We start from the raw sequence: 13,983 nt of genomic DNA, 5'->3' as shown, positions 1-13,983 counted from the left end.
GACGAACGACAACGCAGCGAACGTGCATGCCAGGCGTCGCAACCCAGACGGGATTTGTCAGACAGGGCCCAGGACCGGTGACGGTTCCGGCCCCTGCTCGAAGGCGCGCATCGGCCCGGCGGAAAGGCGAACTCCCGGGCACCGCCGGACGGCCCTGCCGGGCACCGCCGGACCGCCGCGACCAGCCACAACTTGAGCCGAGGCGGACGGTCACGGCTGTTCGCCCCTGCTTGGGGCACGCTGAGGGGTATGCCGTACTTCACCTCGTACGACGGGGCCCGACTCAGCTACCGCGTCCTCGGCGACGCCCCCACCAGTTGGGACCGGCCTCCCCTGGTCTGCCTCGCGGGAGGTCCGGCCCGCGACGCGGCCTACCTCGGCGACATCGGCGGACTGAGCGCGTACCGGCGCCTGATCGTCCCCGACTCGCGCGGCACGGGCGATTCACCGGCCGCCGCCGACCCGGAGGAGTACGCCTTCCCGCGCCTCGCCGAGGACGTCGAAGCCCTGCGCCGGGAGCTGGGATTCGACCGGTTCGCCCTTCTCGCGCACGACGCGGCGGCGGCCACCGCCCAGACCTATGCGGCCGCACATCCCGGTCGTCTCAGCCATCTCGTACTGCTCAATCCCGGTTCGCGCCTGCAGGGCGAACTCCCCGACGACGCGCGGGAGATCTTCGCGTCGCGAGCCGAGGAAGGTCCCTGGTGGGAGGAGGCGCGCGAGGCCGTGCGGCTCCTGGAGAACGCCACGGACCTCACCCACGTCCGCAACCTGCTGCTGCGCGCCGCACCCATGGCGTACGGGCGCTGGGACGCGCCGCAGCGCGCGCACGCCGCATCCGAGAGCGACCAGCTCAACCCCGTGCCGCGCGCGGGCTTCTGGCAGGGCATCGACGAACCGTCGCGGCTGGCCGTCCTGGAGGCGCTGACCAAGGTCGAGACCCCCGTCCTCGTCGTCACCGGCGACCTCGACGCGGTGACGGGCATGCGTGCGGGTGAAGCGGTGGCCGAGTCCTTCCCGAACGCGCGTCTGCACACTCTCAAGGGCGTGGGTCACTTCCCCTGGATCGACGCCCCGGGCTCCCTCACGCGCCTGCTGAGGGACTTCCTCTCCGAGACGGCGTGATCCGGCTCAACCGTCAGTCGCCGCCGGATCGTTCGGGGCGCCGGTCGTTCCGCTGCGGCCGGTCCATGGCAGCCCGGTCCGGTGCGGGCCGGTCCGGTGCGGGCCGGTGCGGGCCGGTTTGGGCCGGTCTCATCCGGACGTGCCGTCGGGCGGGAGGACGGTGAGCACGTCGCCCGGCGTGCAGTCCAGAACGTCGCATATCGCTGTCAGGGTGGAGAACCTGACAGCCTTGGCACGGCCGTTCTTCAGCACCGACAGATTGACCAGGGTCACTCCGACCCGGTCCGCCAGTTCGGTGAGCGTCATGCCACGTTCGGCGAGCAACCGGTCGAGATTGCAGGCGACGCGGTGCTGATCTGCGGGAACCGCCACGTTCAGACCAACCCGTCGACGTCCTGGGCGAGTTCGGTTCCCCTGCGGAACGCCTCGGCGACCGCGAGGAGCAGCAGGGCGGCAAGCAGCGCCGGCAGGGGTGCCAGGAAGGCCGAGGGAGTGATCGGGCTGCCGGGGCCGTCCAGCCCGACCCGTTCGAGTACCAGGCCGGAGGCGAGGCCAGGGGTCAGCGCTGCGCCGTAGGACCCGGCCGCAGTCAGTGCGGCGATGCCCGCGATCCGGGCGGCATTCCCCCGCCGGAACGGCTCGCCTTCGGCGATGGAGAGCAGCAGCCCGCGCAGCAGCAGAGCACCACCGCCGAAGCTGAGGCCGAGGATCGCGGAGTCCCCGCGGCTCAACAGCTGCTCCATGATCGTGGATCCCCACGCGCGCAGCTCGAGCGCATCCGTACCCGCCTCCAGCCGGGACCCCTGCTCGGCCCCCGGGACGTCCAGCGTGATCTTGTTGTCGTCACCGGACGGTTCTGCGAGCCGAGCCTTCGACGTCGAATCGCCGCCGCTCGTCTCGACCCTCAACCCCTCCGTGGTGCGCGCCTTGACGTTCACGGTCACGTCGGCCTGCGCCTGCGTTGCCCCGTTGATGGCATACGCGACGCCACCGCCGGCCGCGGCCAGTCCGAGAAACAGCATCAAGCCGGCGAGCACGCGTATCAGTCGGTGTCTCGCGAAGCGACGGGGCTCTCTGTTGCCTGTTCCTTCGGATATGCCCATGACGGTCCTCGACTCGGGCCGCGGCGGTGGCCGCGCGCAACGTGGGGGTGTGGGCACCGGCCAGTGGCGGTACCGGTCGCGCAACTTATCGTTTATCGATGTTATCGGCAAGCGATAAGTACGTGGCAGCGGCGGGCGTTCCGTCAGCCTGCCGCCCGACCCGCCAGGGGGCTGCCGTCAGATGCCGGGGTCGAAGTCGCTCACGAGGCCCTTCACCCTTGCCAGTTGGGCGTCCGGGAACGGGCAGGAGCGCCGCAGCTCCGTGTCGAAGTGGACGCCTGTCAGCACGGTGACAGCTGCCACTTCACCGGAGACGGCGTTCTCCATCCGGTGGCAGAAGCGGAGCACCTTCTCCCGCACCTCGAGCACTGCCGAACGCACCACGATGACGTCGCCCGCCAGCAACTCCCGCCGGTAGGAGATGCGTTGATCCACGGCGACCATGCCCCTGCCGCTGGTCCGCAGATACTGCGGCGTGATGCCGAAGCTGGCGAAGAGCTGCCAGGTGGCCTCGTCGAACTTCCCGACGTACCACATGACGTTCATGTGGCCCATCTGGTCGCAGTGCCAGGGGTAGACGGTCCCGCGGTACATCACTTCCAGACCGGCGGCATCGGTGGTCATGGGCGTCTCCCTCGCTCGGATCCGTGTGCCGGTGTGCCGACGTGGCACGTTAGCGTACGTTAACGTTAATGGACGTTAACCGGCAGAGGGCGGTGCGGGCGGCATGCGAGGGGTTCGGGGAGGCGGGGCGGACGGGGCGGTGCCGACCGGCACGAAAACCCCTGGCGGCCGACGAGCCGCCCCGTTACCGTCCGGGCCAGGGAGCGGGACTCGGGGAGGTTCAAGATTGAGGCGCGAACGCCAAGTACTCGTCTTCGACGCGGACGACACCCTCTGGGAGAACAACGTCCTCTTCGAGCGCGTCATCGAGGACTTCCTGGACTGGATGGCGCATCCCACCCTCGACCGGCTCCAACTCCGCGCCGTGCTCGACGACATCGAGGCGGCGAACACCGTCACGCACGGATACGGCACCCAGTCGCTGCTGCGCAGCCTCGCCGACTGCGTGGAGCGGCTGCGCAGCAGGCCGACGACGGCCCAGGAGCTCGAGGAGATCAAGGAACTGGCCGCGGCGCTCATCGACCACCAGGTCGAGCTGATACCGGGAGTCGCCGAAACGCTCACCGCGCTCGGCGACCGCCACGACCTTCTGCTGCTCACCAAGGGCGACCCGGACGAGCAGCAGCGCAAGATCGACATGTCCCGACTGGCTCATCACTTCCGGGAGATCGGCATCGTCCCGGAGAAGAACGACGCCACCTACCGCAGCCTCATCGAAACGCACGGACTCACGCCAGCCACGAGCTGGATGATCGGCAACTCCCCCAGGTCGGACATCCTCCCGGCACGGCGGGCGGGCATGAACGCCGTCTTCATTCCCAACCAGCACACCTGGGTCCTGGAACACGACGAACTCGACCACACCGACGAACAGGTCCTGCACCTGGGGACGTTCCGCGAGTTGACGAACCACTTCTGATGGATGAGTCACGTCGGATTTCGCAGACCAACGCGCGGGCTTCCAAAGAGCGCATCACGTCGGGCCCTGAGAAACGCATCCCGTCCGGAAGCGGCCGCCCCGCAGATGAGCAGGAGACATGAACGCGAGACCAACGCCCGCGGCAGGTCGTGACCGGGCCCTGACGGCACCGGCCGTCTCCTGCGTCTTCGTCTGCCACGACGCCGCAGGCCGCGTACTGCTGGCCCGTCGCAGCGCGGGCGTGCGGGACGAGCCGGGCACGTGGGACACCGGGGCGGGCGCGCTCGAACACGGCGAGACGTTCGAGGAGGCCGTCACCCGTGAGGTCCGCGAGGAGTACTCGGCGCCTCCGCTCGCCATCGAGACCATCGGCGTCCGCAACATCCTCCGCGGTACTCCCCTCTCGCACTGGGTGGCCGTGGTCTTCGCCGTGCAGGTCGACCCCGCCCGCGTGGCCATCGGTGAGCCTCACAAGTTCGACTCGCTGGGCTGGTTCACCCCGCGTGACCCGCCCAAGCCCCACCACTCCCAACTCCCGGAAACCCTGGCCCTTTTCCGTACGTACAAGCCCTGACGGCCCCGCCGGTCGGGGTCCGGGGGAAGCGGTAGCCGTCCGGGCCTGGCAGCGCCCGAACGGCGCCCGTGAGAACGCGACCTTGCGTGACGCCCCCGTCATCGATTTTGGAGGAACCATGTACGCCGTGCCGCTGGGTATCGACGACGCCGAGCTGCGGCCGCTCGAACCGTCGCACGCCGAGGAGTTCCTGCGCCACATGGACCGGGGCCGGGAGTTCATCGGGCAGTACATCGGTCTGCCGGACGTCGTCACGGACCTGGAATCGAGCCGCGCACACCTTCAGGGATACGCCGAGAAGACCGCGAACAACACGGGGCGCGTCTACGGCATCTGGAAGGACCGAACGCTGGTCGGCGGGGTCCTCTTCCGGGTGATGGACGTCGCCCAGGGCACGGCGGAGGCGGGCTGCTGGCTGGAGCCGTCAGCGGCGGGCAAAGGCCTGGTCACCGCGGCCGCGCGCGTCATCATCGACTGGGCCGTGGAAGAGCGCGGCATCCACCGCGTGGAGTGGGTGGTCTCGGTCGGGAACGAACCGAGCATCGCGGTGGCCCGCCGCCTCGGCATGACGAAGGAAGGCGTCCTCCGCGACGTCTACCTCTACCGGGGACGCCGGCACGACATGGAGGTCTGGTCGGTGCTCGCGCCCGAGTGGCGGAAGGCACGCGCGGACCGCGAGGGCTCGGCTGGTTGATCAGGACGGGGCTCGTGACGGGCCGTCGAGGAGGAGCGTGGGGCCTTCTCCGATCCTGGAATGCGGGGTCCGATTGCCGCCAGCAAGCGGGGGTTGTTCGGCCCAAGCTGGCTCCATGACCTCATACACAGCCCTGCCGATCCCTCCCGCCACTCTCAAGGAACTCCGCGACACCGACGACGCCGGCCGGCCGATGCGGCCCTACACCGCCAGCGAGGACGGCGTTCCGGTCAACTGCGTGGGGAGCCCCCTCCGCTGCTGCCTGCGCACGATCGAGCCGGGCGAGCGCGTCGCCCTCGTCTCGTACGCACCGCTGCGACGCTGGGCGGCCCTGCACGGGGCCGAGCCGGGCGCCTACGACGAGTCCGGGCCGGTGTTCATCCACGCGGAGGAATGCGAAGGACCACGGGACGTCGAGGGCTACCCCTTCGCGCGACCGGACGCTCGCCGCACCATCCGCCGCTACAACGCCGCCGGTCACATCGTCGGCGGCAACCTCTTCCAGATTCCGCAGGAAGCCGAGGCCGGGTTCGACCAGGCCTTCGACGACGCGTTCGCCAGGCCGGAGGTGGCGCTGGTGCACGTACGGGCCCTGGAGTACGGGTGTTTCCTGTTCGAGGTGCGGCGGGCGTAGAGATGTCCGCTGCCCGCTCAGCGGAGCGGGCGGCTCGCGCAACTTGGAGCACGAGCCGCCCCTCAAGTCCTGGCTCGCAAAGGGCGGTTGGCTCGTCAGTTGTACGGCGGCTGCTGCGGCGGAGCCGTCGGCTGCGGGGCGTACGGCTGCTGTTGGTGCGGGGGCTGGCCGTAGCCGGGGCCGGGCGGGTACGGGTAGCCGCCTCCCGGCATGCCGGGGCCGCCGGGGCCGTTGGTCCGGTTCTTCTTTCGGCGGGACCTCGCAACGAGGAGCACGATGCCCACGACCAGAAGGAGGGCCATGACGCCGATGACGGACCAGATGATGACGAATTCCCTGTCGGCCTGCTCCTGCTGCGCCTGTGACTCCCGCTCCTTCTCCGCGACCTTCTCCTCGTTCTTGAGCTGCTGAGGAACGGAAAGAGGGCCGTACTTGGAGCCCTTGGGAATGTCATTCTGGAGGGCCGCCAGCGGGCGAATTGAGCCATAGCCATACCGCTCGTCAGGTAGCTTTGCTCCCTTTTCTGAGGCGGGCATCTCAGCGGTCTTCGTCAACCGGTTGACGATCTGGCCAGCGGAAAGGTCTGGGTATTTCGCCTTGAGGAGGGCAGCGGTGGCGGATACGTACGCTGCGGAGTCAGATGTTCCGCTGCCGATTCCATATCCATTGAGATTGCTGGGTCCGCCTGCATGGACGATCTTGGCACCCGGCGCACTGAGCATGGTCTTGGGTCCGTGGCTTGACTTGGGCCAGAGCGTGCCGCTCTCCCCAACAGCGGTTACGGCGACGGCGCCTGGATACGCCGCCGGATACTCGACCGGGCCTGCCGAGTTTCCCGGAGCGGCCACCACCAAGACGTTCTTCTTCAGTGCGTACGCGACGGCTTCTGCTTCCTCCTGGGAAGATGAAGTGCCTCCTTGCGAGATGTTGACGACGGTGGCGCCATGGTCGACGGCATAACGGATAGACGCGCCATCGCCTTTACCGCCTGACCCATAGTCGCGAATAGGGAGGATCTTCGATTCAGGAGCAAGACCAAGGACACCCTGGGCGTTCCGGGGACCATGGCCGTGACCGGCAATCAGCGAAGCCATGGCGGTGCCATGGTAATCGCCCGGCTTGGGAGCTGCCGACCCACCGTCGAGGAAGTCCTTGCCCTTCAGGACGTTGCCCTTGAGGTCGGGGTGATTGGGGTTGACACCATCGTCGATCACCGCGACGGTCTGGCCTTTGCCTTTGGTCGTCTTCCAAATTGACTCGGTGTCGAGGGATTTCAGCACCCACTGGTCGTCGCGCACCTGATCGGCTGCGGCGTTCGGTGCTGAACTGAAAAGCAGTGCCCCAGTCAGTACTGCTCCGCTGACGACGCGCAGGGTCCGCGTGATGCCCATCTGTCGAGTCCTCTGTTGTACGGCGGAGGGGTGCGGCCTGATTGGCCGCACCCCCAGCGTGCGGTACTTCGTAGTGTGCCGGTGCTTCGTCAGCCGATCGTCGGCGGGGCTACGTCCCGCCGCTCAGGCATCCAGGTCTCCTCGTCCTCGACGAGGTAGTCGGGACGCTCCCCCTGGTTCCGCTCCCCTTCCTTGCGGCGGGAGTTGTTGCCTGCGACACCGCCGCCCATGACGCCGTTGGCACCACGGCCACGCTCGCCGGCCATCACGCCGCCGCGGCTGGAGTGCAGCCCTTGACCGCCCTGCCGTGCGGCGCCCTTACCCTGCTGCGGTGTGTCGAGAGTGCCGCCCCGCTGACGCGCCAGAGGTCCCCGGCCGACGGCAGCGCCGGCGCCCTTGCCTCCGGCGCCACCCGCTCCTCCGGCACCGATGCCGGCGGGAACCCGGCCACCGACACCCCTGCCGGTACCGGCTACGCCGCGGTTCCCGGACGTCTGCCCGACGTAACCCGGACCACCGGGAACGCCGCCGCCCATACCACCGGAACCGGCGCCACCAGGTGCGCCGCTTCCCGGAACGCTGGTGGCTCCGCCTGCACCCGGACCGCCAGTGGCGGTCGGAGTGCCGCCCGAGATGCCGTCCACCTTGGTGCCTGCAACAGGTGTTCCCGCACCCGGAGAGGTCGACTTCGGCGCACTCTTTCCGACGGTGCTTCCGGTCCTGGAAGCACCGGCCGCTGCTGCACCAGGGCCACCCCCATCGGGAGTCACGCTCACCGGAACAGGGGCCACTCCGCCTGGATCACCGGGGTAGTCCCCGCCGTCCTCGTACCGCCTCTTGTTCCACGTCCCCATGGTCTTCGCCTGCGACGTGTACGTGAGTGCCAGCGCCTCCATGTGCGCGGCGGCCTTCAGCTGTTCTTCCTTGCCCGCCGAGAGGTCACCGTCGTGGTTGTCCAGGGCCTTCTGCGCGCCCTGGTTGCCCTGGATCTCGCCCTTCCACTCGTTGTCGTCGCGCGAGAAGCCGTCGCCGATCTTGTCCATGGCGCTGCCGAAGCCACCGGGCTTCTCGATCGCGTCGACCTTCGGCTTGATCTCGCTCAGCTTGTGGCCGACGTTGCGCATCACGGTGGAGGTGCGGGTGGCGTACGTGGCGCAGTCACCGATCGACTTGCTGATCTTCTTCGCCTTCTTGGCGAACTCGTCGGCAGACTCGCCCTCCCAGTGCTGGAGGATATGGTCGACGGCCTTGTCGAAGTCGCCCTTGACACTGCCACCGCCGCCAGCCAGACGGTCGTGGATGTTCTGCCACGCGTCGGCCACATCGAGGACGAGTCCCGGGTTGGCCTCGGCGAGCATCGCCTTCATCGAGTCGATGTCTTCGCCGGTCGCGAACGGGGTCTTGACCTCGCCCATGTAGCACATGTTGCTGTCGGTGAACTGGGGGAGCCCAGTCTGTTCACCCATGTCGTCTTCGCCCCCTGACCGTTAGTTCCCGGACCCTGAACGTCCGCCGTTCATGCCGTACTTCGCGTCGTGCTCGGCGTTCTGGTACTTGCCGTGCGCCTTCTTCGTGTTCGTGCCGAACTCGTCGATGAGCTCGTGCAGAACCGTGATGATCTCCCGAATGTGGGTCTTCATCTCGCTGTGCGCGTTGTCGATGTCGGTTTGCTCGGCGAAGCCCTTACCCAGCGCATGCTTGGGGAGGTCCGTGCTGTACTGACTCTTCGTCACCGACTCGCTCATGGCGGTCGTCACGCGACCGAGCTTGCGTACCGTCTCCTCGAGTTCACTGAGGTCGACTCGCATCTCACCCACGGCTGCGCCTCCCCGTTCCTTCTCCGTCATGCGTCTGCGCCGCATCCACGCGGGCACGCGTCGGTGACTGTGGCCCGCCCATCGACGGGGGCCGGTAACAGTCGACACCCATCGTGCCTCACTCAGGTATCACGTACACCCTAGTAACTGCCACTGACAGCGGGTCACTTCGCCCCCGCCCCACCAGGCAGTACCGGTCCGGAATCCGGCCGCGCAGCCGGTTGTCCCGCCACACTGCGCCGACCTGCTGGTGGAGGGGGAAGCGGACTTCCCCGCAGGGCGATAAGGGCACCCGAACGCCCTGCGCACAGCACAGCCGTGACGGATCAGTGATACCGGATCGTGATACGGGAGCACGCTCCGTACCGCAACCCGCCTGCCTCCCTCCCCCGGAGTGTTCAGCTGTCCTCGTCCGCAACGAAGTAGTCCGGAAGCTTGGCGTCGCCCCTCTGATACTTGGTGGGCCCCTTCTCGGTGTGATCACCGCCTGGGCCGACTCCCCCGACTCCGTTGACGATTCGGCCACGATCGCCCACAGTGCCACCGCCGCGGCTGAAGTGGAGCCCCTCCCCGCTCTGCCGGGAAGGGCTCTTGCCCTCCAGGGGATTCATGGGAGCGCCACCGCTCTGAGGCTCCACCGGCCCGCGCCCGACGGCGCCACCCTTGCCCCTGCCCCGCGCTCCTCCGAGTCCGCCCATGGTTCCCCGATCTGCACCGAGCCCGCCGGGAACGCCTCCACCAGGAGCCCCTCCACCGGGAACGCCTGCACCCGGAACGCGCCCACCGGGGTCTCCACCGGGAGCGCGCCCCGCGCCACCCCCGCTCGCAGGGACATCCCTACGCGCGCCGGCACCCTTGCCCGTGACCTCACGATTCCCGGGCCCCGGGCGGCCGGCAGAGCCCAGACCTCCCGGAACACGCCCCGCAGCACCGGGATTCAGGCCCGCGGCAACACCACGGCCGGAAAAGCCACCCGCGGGTGCGCCCCCGTTCGCGCCGCCGGGACGCGAACCGGTGGCAGTGCCGCCCGAGATTCCGTCGACGTTCATCGACGCGGCGGAGCCCGCGCTCGCAGCACCCTGCGACCTCGGCCCCGCTTTCGGTCCCCCTTTCGGCCCCGCTTTCGAATTCGGCGTCGAATTCGGCGTCGAATTCGGCGTCGGCACACCCTGCCCCACTGCCTTGCCGCCCGTAGCTGCACCGGGCGGCATCGCGCCCGCGCCTCCCCCTTCGGGGGTCACGTCCACGGGAACGGGGGCCACGCCCCCCGGATGCCCCGGGTAGTCCGGCTGATCCTGAGTCCCGGACGGCCGCCTCCACGACCCCATGGCGATCGTCTGCGACGAGTAGGTCATGGCCAGACGCTCCATCAGAGCCGCGGCCCTGAGCTGCTCCTTCTTGCCCGCGGGACCTCCCGCGGGGCCTTCGCCCTTCCCGTTCAGAGCTTCTTGCATGCCAAGGTTGCCCTGGATCCCGTCACGCCACTTGCCGCCGTCGGCCGAGGCGCCGAGCCACTGCAGATTCTTGGCCCCGGCGAACCCGTCAGGCTTGCCGATCGCGTCGATCTGCGGCTTGACCTCGTTCAGCCGCTCGCCCGCGTTGCGCATCGCGACGGCGATGTAGTCGGCGTACGCCGCGCCCTCCGCGATCTGCTTGCTGAGCTTCTTCGCCCTCTTGGCGAACTCGTCGGCGGCCTCGCCCTCCCAGTGCTGCAGGACGTGGTCGACGGCCTTGTCGAAGTCGCTCCTGACGCTGCCGCCGCCGCTCACCAGATCGTCGTGAATGGACTTCCATGTGTCCGCGACGTCGAAGACGAGCTCCGGCTTGGCGTCGATGACCATGTCCTTCATCGACTCGACGTCTTCCTCCGCCGCGAACGGGGTCTTCACCTCGGCGCCGACATCCATGTCGCCCGTGTCGGGGTGGTGGCCGGGCCCGGCCTCGTCACTCATGGGGTTCTCGCCTCCGGCCGTCAGTGCCCGGACCCGAACGGGTCGCGCTCACCTCGATGCGGTACTTCGCATCGTGATCGGCGTCCTGGTACTTGCCGTGCACCTGTTTCGTCTTCGTTCCGAAGTCTTCGATGAGCCCCTCGAGCGCCCCGATGATCTCTTCGACCTCGGCCTTCATCTCGCCGTGTGCGGCGTGGAGTTCCTCCTGCTCGATGAATCCTCTGCCGAGCGCTCCCGCGGGCAGGTAAGTGCTGTATCTGCTCTTGGTCACCGAGTCACCCATGGCGGTCGTCAGACGACCGAGCTTGCGTACGGTCTCTTCGAGTTCACTGAGGTCGACTCGCAACCCACGCACGCCTGGCGCCCTCCCCGTTCCTTCTCAGCCATGCGGTCAGCGCCGACCGGCCACGGTCGCCGCGCGCGTCCACGGTTCTGATCCGTTCCGCGGAAGAGCGGGCCGGGCGCCGGTGCCCAACCTGTAGCAGGACACCTTAGTGACGCCGACTGACAGCCCGTCAGCTGCGCACCAACTCCCCCTGAACAGGCCGGAATCCGGCCCGGTGAGCGGTTGTTCCCCGACAACTGCGGCGACTTGATCGGCACCCTCATAAGCGGAGTCCGCGACGTGACACCCAAGGGGCACAAAAGCCCCACCTCGCCCTTGAGTCGACGGAACAGCGATATCTGATCGTGACGTCGGCGGATGTTTACCGTGCGGGCCCGGGGTGCTTGAGGAAGGCCGGAAGCGGGCGTCCCAGTTGCTCTGAGGAGGCGCCCCCTCAGCCCCCCACAGCCGTCTGCGGACGGATCGGCAGCCGGTTGACCGGCATCCCCGTGGCCGCGCGGACCGCCGCGGCGACCGCCGCCGGTGACGTGACGACCGGGACCGCGGAGGCGGCCTTCGCGCCGAAGGGCGCCACCACGTCCTGTTCCTCGATGAGTTGGACGATGCGGATGTCCGGGGCGTCCAGGGCCGTCGGCAGCGCGTAGCCCGTGAAGTCCGGCTGGCGTACGACGCCGCGGTTGATGCGGAGGTGCTCGGTGAGGGCCGCGCCGACCCCCTGCGTGACGCCGGCCTCGATACGGGCGTTGAGCTGGCGCGGATTCAGTACGCGTCCGACGTCCTGGGCGATGGCCATCTCCACGACGCGGATCGAGCCGAGTTCGACGTCGACGTCGACGACGGCACGCACGGCGGCGAAGGCCAGCCCGACGAAGGCGTCGCCCTGACCGGTCTCGTCGAGCGCCTCCGTGGGGTGGGGACGGCACTGGGCGGTGGCCCACAACTCCTTGTCCTCCAGCGCCTCGACGACCGTCGTGGAGAGGACACCGTCGTAGGAGGTGATCTTTCCGTCGGCGATCGTCAGCAGCTCCGTGGACATCCCGAACTTCGCGGCGAGCGGCTGCAGCAGCTGCGTGCGCACCATTTTCGCCGCACGTTCCACGGCACCGCCCGAGACCCAGGTGTGCCTGCTGTGCGAACCGGCGCCCGCGGGCGGCTGGTCGGTGTCCACCGGCGCGACGTGCACTTCGTCGATGCCCAGCGTCTCCTGCACGATCTGACGGGCCAGCGTCGTGAAGCCCTGCCCCGTCTCGACGGCGGCGCACATCACGGTGGCCACGGGCCCGTCGACCTTCACGGTGGCCGTCGAGACCTCGTCGGCGCCCTCGGCGCCGAGCATGTGGACCATGCCGAGCGCGTAGCCGACTCCGCGCCGCACCGCGCCCGGTTCGCCCGCGCCCTCGGGGCCGCCGGGCAGCAGCCAGTCGCGTTCGGGGCTGTCCTTGGGCAGCGGCGGCAGCGGCGACTCCCGTACGGCGGTGAGGAGTTCGGCCACGGGTGCCGGGCAGGTGACGGTCTGTCCGGTGGGCAGCAGGTCGCCGGTCGCCAGTACGTTGCGCATGCGCAGGTCCGCCGGGTCCATCTGCAACTGGGCGGCCAGCTTGTCCATTTGGCCCTCGTACGCCGCGCACACCTGCATCGCGCCCTCGCCGCGCACATGGCCGGAGGGCGGATTGTTCGTACGGACGGCCCAGCCGTCGATGGTGGCGTGCGGCACGACGTACGGGCCGGCCGCGAAGGAGACGGCGGCGGCGAGCGCGTCTGCGGTGGTGTCCGCGTAGGCACCGGCATCGAGGAGGATCTGCGCCTCGACCTTCAGCAACCGGCCCTCGCTGTCCGCGTGATGGCGGTAGCGGAGCAGCGTGGGGTGGCGGTGGGCGTGCCCGAGGAAGGACTCCTCGCGGGTGGCGGCGATCTTCACGGGGCTGCCGGTCTTCATCGCCAGCAGGCCCAACGGCACCTGCAGACCGGTGTCTTCGCGGTCGCCCATCGCGCCGGGCACCCCGGTCACGACGACCTTGACCTGCTCGGGGGGCAGGCCGAAGCAGGCGGCGGCCAGGTCGCGGTCGGTGTGCGGGTCGGTGGAGGCGGTGTAGATCTCCACGCCGCCGTCGGGACGCGGCACTGCGAGCCCGGCCTCGGCACCGATCGGTGCCGGGTCCTGGCGGCCGATGCGGTAGAGACCGTCGACGACGACGTCGCCGGTGACGTCCTGGTCGCCGAAGCGCAGCGGGATGTGGCGGATCAAGTTGCCGTCGGGGTGCAGCGGTTCGGCCTCGAAGGACTTCTCCGGGTCGGTGACGGCCTCGAGCGGCTCGTACTCGACGGAGATCGCCGCGGCAGCCAGGCGTGCCGTGTCCGGGTGGTCGGCGGCCACGGCGGCGACGGGCTCGCCGAAGTAGCGGACGATGTCGCGGGCGAAGGCGGGCTGGTCGGCAACCTTGCGGCCGTGGCCCGCGTCGCCGGGCACGTCCTCGTGGGTGACGACGGCGTGCACGCCGGGAAGCGCGGCGGCCTGCGTGGTGTCGATGGAGACGATCCGGGCGTGCGGGTGCGGCGACCGCAGGACCGCCGCCCACAGCAGGCCCTCGGCCCACAGGTCGGCGGCGTAGGGGAAGGTGCCCTCGGCCTTGGCGGGGGCGTCGGCCGAGGGGAGGGACGCGCCGATTCCGTGCGTGACCGGGCCGCCCTCGGCAGGATCGTGCGAGAGCGGTGTGCCCTGGGCGGGAGTCGCTGTGACGGCGCCGGGGCCGTCGGCCGTGCTGGTCATGCCGCTGCTGCCTTTCCGCGCCGTCCCTGCACGCGGT

The 13,983-nt window shown here is 69.3% G+C and carries 14 protein-coding genes; 5 read left to right on the top strand and 9 right to left on the bottom strand.

The window, feature by feature from the left end; translation table 11 throughout:
* Window positions 1-249 precede the first annotated feature (249 nt).
* Window positions 250-1,125 carry an alpha/beta fold hydrolase gene (locus G4Z16_RS21990; RefSeq protein WP_197352415.1) on the top strand — a complete coding sequence of 292 codons (876 nt, stop codon included), beginning with the start codon at window positions 250-252 and terminating at the stop codon, window positions 1,123-1,125.
* Between the two features lie 129 nt (window positions 1,126-1,254).
* On the opposite strand, the gene G4Z16_RS21985 is transcribed toward G4Z16_RS21990, so the two are convergent.
* The 3 genes from G4Z16_RS21985 to G4Z16_RS21975 all read right to left on the bottom strand — a co-directional run bounded on the left by G4Z16_RS21985 (window position 1,255) and on the right by G4Z16_RS21975 (window position 2,852).
* The gene (locus G4Z16_RS21985; protein ID WP_037976310.1) at window positions 1,255-1,497 is read right to left on the bottom strand and encodes a helix-turn-helix domain-containing protein; all 243 of its coding nucleotides are present in this window, start codon (window positions 1,495-1,497) and stop codon (window positions 1,255-1,257) included.
* Window positions 1,498-1,499: 2 nt separating this feature from the next.
* The gene (locus tag G4Z16_RS21980; RefSeq protein ID WP_197352414.1) at window positions 1,500-2,162 is read right to left on the bottom strand and encodes a hypothetical protein; all 663 of its coding nucleotides are present in this window, start codon (window positions 2,160-2,162) and stop codon (window positions 1,500-1,502) included.
* Window positions 2,163-2,405: 243 nt separating this feature from the next.
* Complete coding sequence (locus G4Z16_RS21975) at window positions 2,406-2,852, bottom strand: acyl-CoA thioesterase (RefSeq protein WP_197352413.1); 447 nt, start codon at window positions 2,850-2,852, stop codon at window positions 2,406-2,408.
* Between the two features lie 226 nt (window positions 2,853-3,078).
* Between G4Z16_RS21975 and G4Z16_RS21970 the strand changes: the two genes are divergently transcribed.
* The 4 genes from G4Z16_RS21970 to G4Z16_RS21955 all read left to right on the top strand — a co-directional run bounded on the left by G4Z16_RS21970 (window position 3,079) and on the right by G4Z16_RS21955 (window position 5,673).
* Entirely contained in the window at window positions 3,079-3,771 is a 693-nt protein-coding gene (locus G4Z16_RS21970; RefSeq protein ID WP_246530990.1) for an HAD family hydrolase, read from the top strand.
* 118 nt (window positions 3,772-3,889) lie between these two features.
* On the top strand, window positions 3,890-4,345 hold the full coding sequence (locus tag G4Z16_RS21965; protein WP_197352411.1) for an NUDIX hydrolase: 456 nt from the start codon (window positions 3,890-3,892) through the stop codon (window positions 4,343-4,345).
* 118 nt (window positions 4,346-4,463) lie between these two features.
* Entirely contained in the window at window positions 4,464-5,039 is a 576-nt protein-coding gene (locus tag G4Z16_RS21960) for a GNAT family N-acetyltransferase (RefSeq protein ID WP_197352410.1), read from the top strand.
* A gap of 115 nt (window positions 5,040-5,154) precedes the next feature.
* Window positions 5,155-5,673 (top strand): DUF1203 domain-containing protein, encoded by a 519-nt coding sequence (locus tag G4Z16_RS21955; protein ID WP_197352409.1) that lies wholly within the window; start codon window positions 5,155-5,157, stop codon window positions 5,671-5,673.
* A gap of 95 nt (window positions 5,674-5,768) precedes the next feature.
* Here G4Z16_RS21955 and mycP read toward each other — a convergent pair whose 3' ends face one another.
* The 6 genes from mycP to G4Z16_RS21925 form a co-directional block, all read right to left on the bottom strand.
* Window positions 5,769-7,064, bottom strand: coding sequence for a type VII secretion-associated serine protease mycosin (gene mycP / locus G4Z16_RS21950; RefSeq protein ID WP_197352408.1), 1,296 nt, complete (start codon window positions 7,062-7,064; stop codon window positions 5,769-5,771).
* 89 nt (window positions 7,065-7,153) lie between these two features.
* A complete protein-coding gene (locus G4Z16_RS21945) occupies window positions 7,154-8,530 on the bottom strand; it encodes a hypothetical protein (protein WP_197352407.1) in 1,377 nt (458 codons plus the stop codon).
* A gap of 21 nt (window positions 8,531-8,551) precedes the next feature.
* Complete coding sequence (locus tag G4Z16_RS21940; protein ID WP_197352406.1) at window positions 8,552-8,881, bottom strand: hypothetical protein; 330 nt, start codon at window positions 8,879-8,881, stop codon at window positions 8,552-8,554.
* A 398-nt stretch (window positions 8,882-9,279) separates the two neighbouring features.
* The gene (locus tag G4Z16_RS21935; RefSeq protein WP_197352405.1) at window positions 9,280-10,833 is read right to left on the bottom strand and encodes a WXG100 family type VII secretion target; all 1,554 of its coding nucleotides are present in this window, start codon (window positions 10,831-10,833) and stop codon (window positions 9,280-9,282) included.
* Window positions 10,826-11,188 carry a hypothetical protein gene (locus G4Z16_RS21930; RefSeq protein ID WP_197352404.1) on the bottom strand — a complete coding sequence of 121 codons (363 nt, stop codon included), beginning with the start codon at window positions 11,186-11,188 and terminating at the stop codon, window positions 10,826-10,828. The genes G4Z16_RS21935 and G4Z16_RS21930 overlap by 8 nt, the downstream gene beginning before the upstream one ends.
* A gap of 424 nt (window positions 11,189-11,612) precedes the next feature.
* Window positions 11,613-13,946 carry a xanthine dehydrogenase family protein molybdopterin-binding subunit gene (locus G4Z16_RS21925; protein ID WP_197352403.1) on the bottom strand — a complete coding sequence of 778 codons (2,334 nt, stop codon included), beginning with the start codon at window positions 13,944-13,946 and terminating at the stop codon, window positions 11,613-11,615.
* Window positions 13,947-13,983: the final 37 nt, after the last annotated feature.

It is taken from the genome of Streptomyces bathyalis (assembly GCF_015910445.1).
Lineage (GTDB): Bacteria > Actinomycetota > Actinomycetes > Streptomycetales > Streptomycetaceae > Streptomyces > Streptomyces bathyalis.
Note: the sequence above shows the minus strand (reverse complement) of the source record. Positions and strands in the feature narration are given on the sequence as shown.